The organism is Rummeliibacillus pycnus (genome assembly GCF_002884495.1).
In the GTDB taxonomy this organism is placed as follows: Bacteria; Bacillota; Bacilli; order Bacillales_A; family Planococcaceae; genus Rummeliibacillus; species Rummeliibacillus pycnus.
Genome location: NZ_KZ614145.1, coordinates 3352246 through 3364911 on the forward strand (window position 1 = coordinate 3352246; position 12666 = coordinate 3364911).

Consider the following 12666-nt stretch of genomic DNA (forward strand, 5'->3'; position numbering starts at 1 on the left):
ATGGATATTGATATACAAAAAATAAAGCGCAGACTAGCGGAAGTCACTCGCGACCTTGATAAGGTAAACGAGGAGCGGGGCTACTGTATGCTTGAACAATCGCCAATCGATCCGGAGCTTTGCGTTAATGCAGCTGCCATAGTAGTAGATGAGGCAAGCGAGTTTATTGTCGCAGTAGCTGACATACTGCTTAAGACGAACGACTTTCCGGACTTGCGCTCGGATGACGAGATTGTGGCGAAAATAGAGCGCTGGCTTGACTTGATATGGGTTGGTTGTCGGATGGATTCGTTAAGACGCGAAGAAGTGTATTGGCGTTATAAACACGTTGATGGTGATTGTTTATTGCTTGTGCCAGTCTTACATTGCTTGATACGCGATAAGTCGGAGAATATTAGACGAGGCTGGACACCGCTTAAATTGGCGAACTTATTAACGCAACCATTAGCTAGGGCACGTATGAATTTACAAGGATATGAGCGCTTTGAGTACGATTACAGCGCCATTATTGACGAGAATAAAGAATACAGAAGATTAGCGAAAGGGGTAAAATAATGAGAACTGAATCGGAATTGAAGGCGTTATTATCTACGCAAGAACAGCACGCAGTTTTATTAATCGTTGAGAACGAGTTTGCGCCGAAAGGAAACAAGCGGACATTCGAGGATATTGCGGAAGAAGTAGGCGTAACGGTGCGTCAACTATATAACTATCGCAAAGACAATCCGGCGTTCAACGAATATAAGACGCTAGTGGCGAATCAGATGCTTTTAAGCAAGCGTGAAGTTGTAGACGCTCAGCTTATGAAATTAGTTGAAGGAACGTCCAATAACGGTAATGGCTCGATTAAGGCGATTGAGCTCTACTACAAGTTGACTGGCGCGCTTAAGGAAAGCATTACGATTAATAGCGAGCAGCCAAGAACACAAGTGAAGCCGGAGGAAGTGGCGGCGAATATCGAGGCATTACGAGCTACATTGAAATAGAACGGATTATTACGGGCATGATCGCTTAATTGCGGTTGTGTCCGTCTTTTTTTTTATTTCCGGATTAGTGAAAAGTGCACGTTTTTATACATAATAACTATATATATTAGATATAACGTAGTAAAACGTAGGTAACGTTATGAAGCGAATAAGACTGACTAGGAATGAGCGTAGCGAATGACGAAGGTTTTAAAGTTGGCGTTCTATTTCGAATCAAACAAGACGGCGTCGTGTCACGCTTTGCAAATGTTCCGACGTCCGGAGCATTCCGATAATTTCCGAAAATAGGCAAATCCGAAGGCTTGGCGCTCATTTCACCTACTCGACGCGCCTGGCGGATGGACACGCTCGAAAACATCAAGGCTCAATTCATATAGCGGTATCATATATTAAAGTATTTGACACCGATAGGCCAACGTGATAGTATTAAGGTATCGAACGGTATCATATATCGGTATCACGAAAAGGAGACAGTGTCATGACTAAATACGGGTATGCGAGGGTATCAACGCTTCATCAATCGCTAGACGAACAGACTAAGCAACTAAAGGCGGAAGGCTGCGAAGTCATTTATGCTGAACACTATACCGGCACAAGCAAAGACCGACCGGAGTTTCAAGCGCTATTGGACGCTGTTGTTAGTGGCGATATGATCGTTGTTACGAAGCTAGACCGCTTTGCCCGTTCAGCCAGTGACGCTATAACGATTATCAAGCGACTATATGACGAAGGAGTACGGGTACATATCATCAATATGGGGATAGTAGAGAACACTCCAATGGGGCGATTAATGTTGACTATGCTAGCGGGCTTTGCTGAGTTCGAGAGGGATATGATCGTTGAGCGAACGCAAGCAGGACGAGAAGCTGCGAGACAACGCGAAGGTTACAAAGATGGACGTAAGCCGAAGTATGGACGCAAGCAACTCGATCATGCGATGGAACTAAAAGAAACGCATAGCTTCTCGCAAGTCGCTGACATAACAGGAATTTCAATCGCAACACTTAAAAGAGAAAGCGCAAGACGCAAAGCAGAAGGCAATCGCTAGGTAACGGCGGTTGTCTTTTAATTTTCCCCAAGCACGCCGCCCGATACCGTCTCGTCAGAGGTTCAATGCTTGCGAATAATATTTTAAAATCTCGAAGGTTAATTCAGTCTGCAGTATGTATTGCCGGTCGATAGAATGGATAATCTCGGAGTTTCTTCTATTATATGTATCGCTGTCTTTTCGTCATAATTTCGTCAGCTATATTTTCATTTCTGTAAAATTATAACACGCCTGTCATCGACTAAAAAGCCTATTTTAAAGGTGATTTGTTGCAGGTATAATAGCGTTCGAAAGGCGGTGAGTATACGGTGATGGAAACATATACACTAAAAGATACTTCGGATAGACTCGGAATCGCACCAAGTACTCTTAATGATCGAGCAAAGGTGATGGAGGAAGTGGTGCCAGGTTATGCTAGATTAAACGGAAAACGTTGTTTTAATGAAAAGGAAATAAAAGTTATGGCTTATGTAGGTGATTTGCTAGAAAAACAGAGCGGAAGAAAAGACATAAAGTTAGCTTGCGAAAAGGCGAAAGAGATATATTATACCGATGTTAATGTAGAAGAAGCAAAACGAAAGTTAAAAGAGGTTATGAATATGTCGCAGGAGATTATCGATTTATTAAAATAATACATAGCAATTATTGAAAGGTGATTTGTTGTAAAACGCCACTTTGCGTGCTACAATTGATTTACAAAAATTTCGAATATAATTGAAATGCATATTTTATGATAAATCCGCTCAGTAGCGTAGGAATCAACGTCATATCAGCGTAGTATCAACGGTTCTCTGTACGTATCGTAAACGAAGTAGACCACGTTAACCGCGTACTGTATGATATTACTTCTAAGCCACCAGCTACTATTGAGTGGGAATAGGGTTTGTAATGTTTAAAGTAAATATTTCTAAGTAGAAGCATACAGACTATTTTTAAATACGCTCTCTTATTTACACCATTTTGTAGATGAGAGGGCGTTTTTGTTTTTAAGAAAAGTGGCTATTGAATAGAAAACCAAATTGATTGTCGATGGTTTATTAATAAGTTAATTATTCTAGGAGTTAGTAAAATGGGGTTAAAAGTATTATTAGCCATATTTGCAATTATGGGCTTTGCTTTGATGTTCTTTGGTGTATTTGGAAAGAAAAAGGATATAGATAATTTATATGTTGGAACTTCATCGAGTATATTTGAATTAATCGTAGATTTTGTTTATGTACTTTCTTCAACGCTACTAAAACGTATGATTATTTTCGTTTTAGGGTTAATTACGGTTGTTTTTACAATGGGTGTGTTTTTATCCTAGTGGAAAATAATCATTAAAAAGAGTTTGGGAAAAAAGTATTTTAGCTAATGAAAAATCCGAACTATAATGTGAAATTCTATTTAAAATTTCACATTTGTTCGGATTTTCTCAAAGAAAGATACTTTATGAAATTGATTCTATTAAGTTCAATTATTCGGCCTTGGGAGGGACTAATTTTGTTCTGTCCCAGCCCCTTTTTCTAGTTTTTAATCGTAACACCAAGCATCATTGCAATTGCAGCTGCTTGATCAAAGCGAATGGATAATCCCTTTGCTAAGTTAGGTGATAATTTTATATCGATAAAATCACAAGTTGAAAAATCGAGATTATTTAATTTGCTATCTGTAAAATCTGCTAATTGTAAATTACATTTTAAAAAATTTACTTTATCAAAATGAACATCTTGAAAGTATGTATCGCCTAATTGATTTTCTTCAAAGGATACTAGGTTCATCTTACTTTCGGAGAAAATAGAATAATTCATCAAACAATCCTGCCATAAAATATTTTTGAATTTGCTACCGATAAATTGTGAACCTATTAATTTACATGAGTGAAACTGACAACGATAAAATATTGATTTGTTAAAATCGAAGTTAGATAGATCACATTTCATGAAAATGATATCTAAGAATTCCATTTGAGTAAAATCGTTTGTTAAGAATCGACAATTGTCAAACTGTACTTCCTGTAATTGTTTTCTTCCAAATCGACAATCAATTTCACAATCGATTAAGTATGTATTATCTTCGATTTCTTCGAGCATAATAAAATCATTCTGTATGGTTTGATGATAGTTTGTTGATGGTTCTATAATTTTGTGCATTAAAATCACCTCGCTAATTGTTATCTAGTAAGTATAGTGTCACATATTGCTGAGAAAAGTAAAATATTATTGGTAGCTTAAGACAGTTACGTTAATGATAGGTTTATACACGAACTATTGTTAAAGAAAATAAAGAAACGTTCGGAAAAAGTATTGAAATGATAATAGAAGCATGCTATATTATCAGAGTAAATTAAATAACGTCGTCGTATAATGTCGGGAATATGGCCCGAGAGTTTCTACCGAGTTACCGTAAATGACTTGACTACGATTTATGAGAAGGTCATACCTTCTTTTAATCTTTGCAAATTTGAAAAAATGATTGTAAAGAATCGTAGGCAGTCGACTTAAAAGAAGTTGATTGTCTTTTTTATTCTCACAGACGTATAAGACGGCATACGGAGGATTAATGTAATCATGAAAAAATATTTCCAATTTGAAGAACTTGGCACCAATTACCGCCGAGAGATAATTGGTGGCGTCACAACATTCTTAGCAATGGCATATATTTTAGCGTTAAATCCACTTATTTTAACGTTAGCAGATGTAAAAGATTTACCTGCTGCAATGCGTATGGATCACGGTTCAGTTTTTGTCGCAACAGCTTTAGCAGCAGCAGTTGGTTCATTTATTATGGGATTTGTTGCTAGATATCCAATTGGTTTAGCACCAGGTATGGGGCTTAACGCATTCTTTGCATACACAGTTATATTAACTTACCATATTCCATGGCAAACAGGTTTAACTGGCGTATTCTTCTCAGGTGTAATCTTTATTATTCTTTCATTAACAGGTGTTCGTGAAACAATTATTAATGCTATTCCTGTTCAACTTAAATATGCTGTTTCTGCAGGTATTGGTTTATTTATAACATTTGTTGGTTTAAAAAATGCAGGTATCGTTGTAGCGAGCAAAAGTACATTCGTTACTCTTGGGGATTTTACGGATGGTAATGTTTTATTAGCAATTGCAGGTATTTTCATTACAGTTATTTTATTAGCACGTAAAGTAAAAGCTGGTATATTCTACGGAATGATTATCACAGCTATAATCGGTATGATTTTCGGTTTAGTAGAAGTGCCAAAAGCAGTTGTTTCATCAATCCCAAGTGTATCTCCAACTTTTGGGGTTGCATTACAGCCAATTATTCATGATCCGTCTTCATTATTTAATGTGAAATTCTTAGTAGTTGTATTAACATTCTTATTTGTAGATTTCTTTGATACAGCAGGTACTTTAATGGCTGTAGCAAACCAAGCAGGATTAGTAAAAGATAACAAATTACCACGTGCGGGTAAAGCTTTATTAGCAGATGCGTTAGGCACTACAGTAGGTTCTATCTTTGGTACTTCAACTACTACTGCTTATGTAGAATCTACAGCAGGTGTTGGTGCAGGTGCACGTTCTGGTTTTGCCGCAGTTGTAATTGGTGTGCTATTCTTACTAGCACTATTCTTCTCACCATTATTAAGTGTCGTAACAACAGCTGTAACAACTCCAGCACTTGTTATTGTAGGGGTAATGATGGCATCATCTTTACGATTAATTGAATGGGATAAATTCGAAATTGCAGTTCCAGCATTTATGACAATGTTCATGATGCCGATGGGTTACAGTATTGCTTCTGGTATTGCGGTTGGATTTATCTTCTATCCAATTACAATGTTGCTTGCAGGACGCAAAAAAGAAGTTCATCCATTAATGTATGTTTTATTCTTCGTATTCCTTGCTTACTTCATTTGGGTGAGATAGTTTTAAGATGGTTAAGCAGCTTTCCTTTTAGGAAAGCTGCTTTTTTGTTCTTATAATAGAAGGGAATTTAAGATTTTATTAAAGTATAAAAATTTTATATAAAAACATTGACAACTAGTTAATAGAGGAGTATAGTTATCAACGTTGACTCGTTAGAGAAACAAAAGTGAAATAAGACTTAAAACTTCTGATAAAAAAGTTCTTGACTTTATAAAACAGAAGTGATAAGATATAAAAGTCGTTAAGATAACGACTTGATATGAACCTTGAAAACTGAACAAGCAAACGTTAATCAATAAACTTTGATCGCTAACTTCTGTTAGTGACAAGGACAAAATGTTATCAATAGATAACGCTAGCAAAGCAAATGAGCTTTCAAACTTTACTTTTTATGGAGAGTTTGATCCTGGCTCAGGACGAACGCTGGCGGCGTGCCTAATACATGCAAGTCGAGCGAATGACGAGGAGCTTGCTCCTCTGATTTAGCGGCGGACGGGTGAGTAACACGTGGGCAACCTGCCCTGTAGACTGGGATAACTTCGGGAAACCGGAGCTAATACCGGATAATCCATTTCACCTCATGGTGAAATGTTGAAAGGCGCTTTCGGGCGTCACTACAGGATGGGCCCGCGGTGCATTAGCTAGTTGGTGGGGTAACGGCCTACCAAGGCGACGATGCATAGCCGACCTGAGAGGGTGATCGGCCACATTGGGACTGAGACACGGCCCAAACTCCTACGGGAGGCAGCAGTAGGGAATCTTCCACAATGGACGAAAGTCTGATGGAGCAACGCCGCGTGAGTGATGAAGGTTTTCGGATCGTAAAACTCTGTTGTAAGGGAAGAACAAGTACGTTAGGAAATGAACGTACCTTGACGGTACCTTATTAGAAAGCCACGGCTAACTACGTGCCAGCAGCCGCGGTAATACGTAGGTGGCAAGCGTTGTCCGGATTTATTGGGCGTAAAGCGCGCGCAGGCGGTTTCTTAAGTCTGATGTGAAAGCCCACGGCTTAACCGTGGAGGGTCATTGGAAACTGGGAGACTTGAGTGCAGAAGAGGAAAGTGGAATTCCAAGTGTAGCGGTGAAATGCGTAGAGATTTGGAGGAACACCAGTGGCGAAGGCGACTTTCTGGTCTGCAACTGACGCTGAGGCGCGAAAGCATGGGGAGCAAACAGGATTAGATACCCTGGTAGTCCATGCCGTAAACGATGAGTGCTAAGTGTTAGGGGGTTTCCGCCCCTTAGTGCTGCAGCTAACGCATTAAGCACTCCGCCTGGGGAGTACGACCGCAAGGTTGAAACTCAAAGGAATTGACGGGGGCCCGCACAAGCGGTGGAGCATGTGGTTTAATTCGAAGCAACGCGAAGAACCTTACCAGGTCTTGACATCCCAGTGACCACTCTAGAGATAGAGTTTTCCCTTCGGGGACATTGGTGACAGGTGGTGCATGGTTGTCGTCAGCTCGTGTCGTGAGATGTTGGGTTAAGTCCCGCAACGAGCGCAACCCTTAATCTTAGTTGCCATCATTTAGTTGGGCACTCTAAGGTGACTGCCGGTGACAAACCGGAGGAAGGTGGGGATGACGTCAAATCATCATGCCCCTTATGACCTGGGCTACACACGTGCTACAATGGACGGTACAAAGAGTCGCTAACTCGCGAGAGCACGCTAATCTCATAAAACCGTTCTCAGTTCGGATTGTAGGCTGCAACTCGCCTACATGAAGCCGGAATCGCTAGTAATCGCGGATCAGCATGCCGCGGTGAATACGTTCCCGGGCCTTGTACACACCGCCCGTCACACCACGAGAGTTTGTAACACCCGAAGTCGGTGAGGTAACCTTTTGGAGCCAGCCGCCGAAGGTGGGATAGATGATTGGGGTGAAGTCGTAACAAGGTAGCCGTATCGGAAGGTGCGGCTGGATCACCTCCTTTCTAAGGAATATTTCGGAATACAGACCTTGGGTCTGTAAGATTAACGGTTGCTGTTCAGTTTTGAAGGCTCATCGCTTTCAAAACTTGTTCTTTGAAAACTGGATAAAACGACATTGAAGAAATTCTTAAGTAACACATTTTTTTATATTAAGTTTTAAATTTTTTAGGCTTAATAACTTGAAAGTTGTAAAAGGTTTCAAGACACGAGTAGTACTAGGAAATGAGTGAGTGAAAACCGGAGTGCACTTTGGTGCATGAGGATTTGAACGAGTGAAATTGACGACGTAATGCGATGTGTATTGAAAACTGAAGGTTAAGTTATTAAGGGCGCATGGCGGATGCCTTGGCACTAGAAGCCGATGAAGGACGGCACTAACACCGATATGCTTCGGGGAGCTGTAAGTAAGCTATGATCCGGAGATTTCCGAATGGGGGAACCCACTGTTCGTAATGGGACAGTATCTTGACGTGAATACATAGCGTCATGATGGCAGACTCAGGGAACTGAAACATCTAAGTACCTGAAGGAAGAGAAAGAAAATTCGATTCCCTTAGTAGCGGCGAGCGAAATGGGAAGAGCCCAAACCAAGAGGCTTGCCTCTTGGGGTTGTAGGACACTCTATACGGAGTTACAAAGGAATGAATTAGACGAAGCGGTTTGGAAAGACCTACCGAAGAAGGTAACAGTCCTGTAGTCAAAAGTTCATTCCCTCCAGAGTGGATCCTGAGTACGGCGGAACACGTGAAATTCCGTCGGAATCTGGGAGGACCATCTCCTAAGGCTAAATACTCTCTAGTGACCGATAGTGAACCAGTACCGTGAGGGAAAGGTGAAAAGCACCCCGGGAGGGGAGTGAAAGAGATCCTGAAACCATGTGCCTACAAGTAGTTAGAGCCCGTTAATGGGTGATAGCGTGCCTTTTGTAGAATGAACCGGCGAGTTACGATTACATGCAAGGTTAAGTTGAAAAGACGGAGCCGTAGCGAAAGCGAGTCTGAATAGGGCGAATGAGTATGTGGTCGTAGACCCGAAACCAGGTGATCTACCCATGTCCAGGGTGAAGGTAAGGTAACACTTACTGGAGGCCCGAACCCACGCACGTTGAAAAGTGCGGGGATGAGGTGTGGGTAGCGGAGAAATTCCAATCGAACTTGGAGATAGCTGGTTCTCTCCGAAATAGCTTTAGGGCTAGCCTCGTGATAGAGAATCCTGGAGGTAGAGCACTGTTTGGACTAGGGGTCCATCCCGGATTACCGAATTCAGACAAACTCCGAATGCCAGTGATTTATGCACGGGAGTCAGACTGCGAGTGATAAGATCCGTAGTCAAAAGGGAAACAGCCCAGACCACCAGCTAAGGTCCCAAAGTAATTGTTAAGTGGAAAAGGATGTGACGTTGCTTAGACAACCAGGATGTTGGCTCAGAAGCAGCCACCATTTAAAGAGTGCGTAATAGCTCACTGGTCGAGTGACGCTGCGCCGAAAATGTATCGGGGCTAAACAATTCACCGAAGCTGTGGATAGACATCTACGATGTCTGTGGTAGGAGAGCGTTCTAAGTGCTGTGAAGTCAGACCGGAAGGACTGGTGGAGCGCTTAGAAGTGAGAATGCCGGTATGAGTAGCGAAAGATGGGTGAGAATCCCATCCACCGAATGACTAAGGTTTCCTGAGGAAGGCTCGTCCTCTCAGGGTTAGTCGGGACCTAAGCCGAGGCCGACAGGCGTAGGCGATGGATAACAGGTTGATATTCCTGTACCACCTCCCTACCATTTGAGTAATGGGGGGACACAGTAGGATAGGGTAAGCGCACTGTTGGTTATGTGCGTCTAAATAGTAAGACGTGAGAGTAGGCAAATCCGCTCTCTATAACGTTGAGCTATGATGGCGAGCTCGTATGAGCGAAGTTCCTGATTTCACACTGTCAAGAAAAGCCTCTAGCGAGGTAGGAGGTGCCCGTACCGCAAACCGACACAGGTAGTCGAGGAGAGAATCCTAAGGTGAGCGAGAGAACTCTCGTTAAGGAACTCGGCAAAATGACCCCGTAACTTCGGGAGAAGGGGTGCTCTAGTAGGGTGCAAGCCCGAGAGAGCCGCAGTGAATAGGCCCAGGCGACTGTTTAGCAAAAACACAGGTCTCTGCAAAACCGTAAGGTGACGTATAGGGGCTGACGCCTGCCCGGTGCTGGAAGGTTAAGGGGATTGCTTAGCGCAAGCGAAGGTGAGAACCGAAGCCCCAGTAAACGGCGGCCGTAACTATAACGGTCCTAAGGTAGCGAAATTCCTTGTCGGGTAAGTTCCGACCCGCACGAAAGGCGTAACGATCTGGGCACTGTCTCAACGAGAGACTCGGTGAAATTATAGTACCTGTGAAGATGCAGGTTACCCGCGACAGGACGGAAAGACCCCGTGGAGCTTTACTGTAGCCTGATATTGAATTTTGGTACAGCTTGTACAGGATAGGTAGGAGCCAGAGAGACCGGAGCGCCAGCTTCGGTGGAGGCGTCCTTGGGATACTACCCCAGCTGTATTGAAATTCTAACCCGTACCCCTAAGCGGGGTAGGAGACAGTGTCAGGCGGACAGTTTGACTGGGGCGGTCGCCTCCTAAAGAGTAACGGAGGCGCCCAAAGGTTCCCTCAGAATGGTTGGAAATCATTCGCAGAGTGTAAAGGCACAAGGGAGCTTGACTGCGAGACCTACAAGTCGAGCAGGGTCGAAAGACGGGCTTAGTGATCCGGTGGTTCCGCATGGAAGGGCCATCGCTCAACGGATAAAAGCTACCCCGGGGATAACAGGCTTATCTCCCCCAAGAGTCCACATCGACGGGGAGGTTTGGCACCTCGATGTCGGCTCATCGCATCCTGGGGCTGTAGTCGGTCCCAAGGGTTGGGCTGTTCGCCCATTAAAGCGGTACGCGAGCTGGGTTCAGAACGTCGTGAGACAGTTCGGTCCCTATCCGTCGTGGGCGTAGGAAATTTGAGAGGAGCTGTCCTTAGTACGAGAGGACCGGGATGGACACACCGCTGGTGTACCAGTTGTTCTGCCAAGAGCATCGCTGGGTAGCTATGTGTGGACGGGATAAGTGCTGAAAGCATCTAAGCATGAAGCCCCCCTCAAGATGAGATTTCCCATTACGCAAGTAAGTAAGATCCCTTGAAGACGACAAGGTAGATAGGTTCGAGGTGGAAGTGTGGTGACACATGGAGCTGACGAATACTAATCGATCGAGGACTTAACCAAAAGTTCTTAAGAACTTCAATGAGTGTTTATCCAGTTTTGAGAGAACAATCTCAATAGTCTAGTAATGATGGCAAAGAGGTCACACCTGTTCCCATGCCGAACACAGAAGTTAAGCTCTTTAGCGCCAATGGTAGTTGGGGGCTGTCCCCCTGCGAGAGTAGGACGTTGCTAGGCACACTTAAAGCACAACTGATGATTCAGTTGTGCTTTTTTATTTTGTAGAATTTGCAAACTCTTTGCTATGCGAGGTACTAAAAGCTTTTAGCTACTTTTAGCTATGAACAATAAAAAAACTGGTCGTACAATTGAGTAAGGTTTAGCCAACCGACTCTATACGAAAGGGGATCCGGATCCAACTGGATAATAAAAGTTTAGCCAAACAACATGGAATTGTAAGTAGCACATTGTTTTTGTACCGAAATATAGAAGACAGATTGTATATGGAAAAATAAAAACATGTAGGAAAAATATTATGCCGGCTTGTCCGGACCATATTCATGTGTTGGTAATATTTCATAAAAAATATCAGTATTAAGTTTCATAGCTAATAAACAGCTTATGACCGTGGAGCAAATGACACATTGGAAGGGTATTTATGATTGTGGAATTATTGATATAAGAGAATATTTCAACTTAGTAAAAAAAGTAGTGGATAAAAACAATGGTTCTTAATAATGAAAAATGGTTTAATATTTTTAAATTCTTTTACAAGTAGCTTTCGAAAATCTTTTTCCTTTTGTTCAACTATGATATGTCACTGATGGAAGTACATCAATATTTTAAATATCTCATTTAAAGATGATAGTATTCATAAATCAAAATATAATAAAAACAGACCAATCTACACTGCAACAGTTTTTAAAAACTCCTATTCTTGTTTTGGTAATTATCTTGCTAGAGAAAAGAAAATAAGTTTTTAACTATTGTACATACAGATTATTCAGAATTGATGTTTTGAATGAATTTAGCACCCTTTACAGAAAGAAGAAAGAGCATTGTGAATATTCAAAATTCAGATAAGGGAATCATTTTTAAAAGATATAAAAGCATTACTTACTTAATACCAAGGTGAAGACGGGTTTTTATATTATTTTCCTAGAGGAAAGAACATGGGACATATTGAGCCGAATGATTATAGAGATTGTAAAGAAGGAAATACATAAAAAAATGAAGGTGAATAGACCATTCATATACAAGAATAAGAATACATAGAAAAAAGTCATCAGTATGCAGCCATCGATTCAAATGTTTCTCAAATTGAGTTTTACTTCACATGTAAAATTAAAAATGACGAAAATAAAGAAAAAATTTTAAAATTAGATTCCATCAATAGGTATTGAATGGTTAGATGTTAATGAAATAGGTTATTCAATTCAAAGAATTTAATTTGACGAAATTCGAGTAGGATTAATTTGTATATGTAATTCAAAAGATGGTGTCGTAATAGATATTACTAAAGATAGTGCCGTTATGATGATCAATCCTATAGAAAAATTGAGTTTCAATTTGATCATAATTACATAGCAAATAAAATTCATATTCATATATTCTTTTAAAAACTATTGACTAC

Annotated in this window: 7 protein-coding genes, 3 rRNA genes, 2 pseudogenes and 1 riboswitch; of the genes and pseudogenes, 11 read left to right on the top strand and 1 reads right to left on the bottom strand. The window is 41.3% G+C overall.

Translation table 11 applies throughout. From position 1 onward, the window contains the following. From CEF14_RS16470 to CEF14_RS16495, 6 genes and pseudogenes are all read left to right on the top strand, one after another. Entirely contained in the window at nucleotides 1-555 is a 555-nt protein-coding gene (locus tag CEF14_RS16470) for a hypothetical protein (RefSeq protein WP_102693829.1), read from the top strand. Then, nucleotides 555-986 carry a phBC6A51 family helix-turn-helix protein gene (locus CEF14_RS16475; protein WP_102693830.1) on the top strand — a complete coding sequence of 144 codons (432 nt, stop codon included), beginning with the start codon at nucleotides 555-557 and terminating at the stop codon, nucleotides 984-986. Before CEF14_RS16470 ends, CEF14_RS16475 begins: the two co-directional genes overlap by 1 nt. Nucleotides 987-1464: 478 nt before the next feature. Next, nucleotides 1465-2034 carry a recombinase family protein gene (locus tag CEF14_RS16480; protein WP_102693831.1) on the top strand — a complete coding sequence of 190 codons (570 nt, stop codon included), beginning with the start codon at nucleotides 1465-1467 and terminating at the stop codon, nucleotides 2032-2034. 308 nt (nucleotides 2035-2342) lie between these two features. Then, a complete protein-coding gene (locus CEF14_RS16485) occupies nucleotides 2343-2666 on the top strand; it encodes a hypothetical protein (RefSeq protein ID WP_102693832.1) in 324 nt (107 codons plus the stop codon). Nucleotides 2667-2815: 149 nt separating this feature from the next. Continuing rightward, nucleotides 2816-2914, top strand: a pseudogene (locus tag CEF14_RS16490) (GMP synthase (glutamine-hydrolyzing)); the annotation flags it as partial. 189 nt (nucleotides 2915-3103) lie between these two features. Continuing rightward, nucleotides 3104-3340, top strand: coding sequence for a hypothetical protein (locus CEF14_RS16495; RefSeq protein ID WP_102693833.1), 237 nt, complete (start codon nucleotides 3104-3106; stop codon nucleotides 3338-3340). A 199-nt stretch (nucleotides 3341-3539) separates the two neighbouring features. Here the strand turns inward: CEF14_RS16495 and CEF14_RS16500 are convergent, their stop codons facing one another. Further along, nucleotides 3540-4166: a pentapeptide repeat-containing protein gene (locus CEF14_RS16500; RefSeq protein WP_102693834.1), complete on the bottom strand. Its 627-nt coding sequence runs from the start codon at nucleotides 4164-4166 to the stop codon at nucleotides 3540-3542. A gap of 186 nt (nucleotides 4167-4352) precedes the next feature. Continuing rightward, nucleotides 4353-4454, top strand: a riboswitch (purine riboswitch). A gap of 129 nt (nucleotides 4455-4583) precedes the next feature. Here CEF14_RS16500 and CEF14_RS16505 point away from each other — a divergent pair. The 5 genes and pseudogenes from CEF14_RS16505 to CEF14_RS19320 form a co-directional block, all read left to right on the top strand. Further along, nucleotides 4584-5918: an NCS2 family permease gene (locus CEF14_RS16505; protein ID WP_102693835.1), complete on the top strand. Its 1335-nt coding sequence runs from the start codon at nucleotides 4584-4586 to the stop codon at nucleotides 5916-5918. Between the two features lie 388 nt (nucleotides 5919-6306). Beyond that, nucleotides 6307-7856, top strand: a 16S ribosomal RNA gene (locus CEF14_RS16510). A 311-nt stretch (nucleotides 7857-8167) separates the two neighbouring features. After that, nucleotides 8168-11096 (top strand): 23S ribosomal RNA (locus CEF14_RS16515). Nucleotides 11097-11153: 57 nt separating this feature from the next. After that, nucleotides 11154-11270: ribosomal RNA gene (gene rrf / locus CEF14_RS16520) — 5S ribosomal RNA — on the top strand. Together the 16S, 23S and 5S rRNA genes form the textbook arrangement of a ribosomal RNA operon. A 229-nt stretch (nucleotides 11271-11499) precedes the next feature. Next, nucleotides 11500-11604, top strand: a pseudogene (locus tag CEF14_RS19320) (IS200/IS605 family transposase); the annotation flags it as partial. Between the last annotated feature and the right edge of the window lie 1062 nt (nucleotides 11605-12666).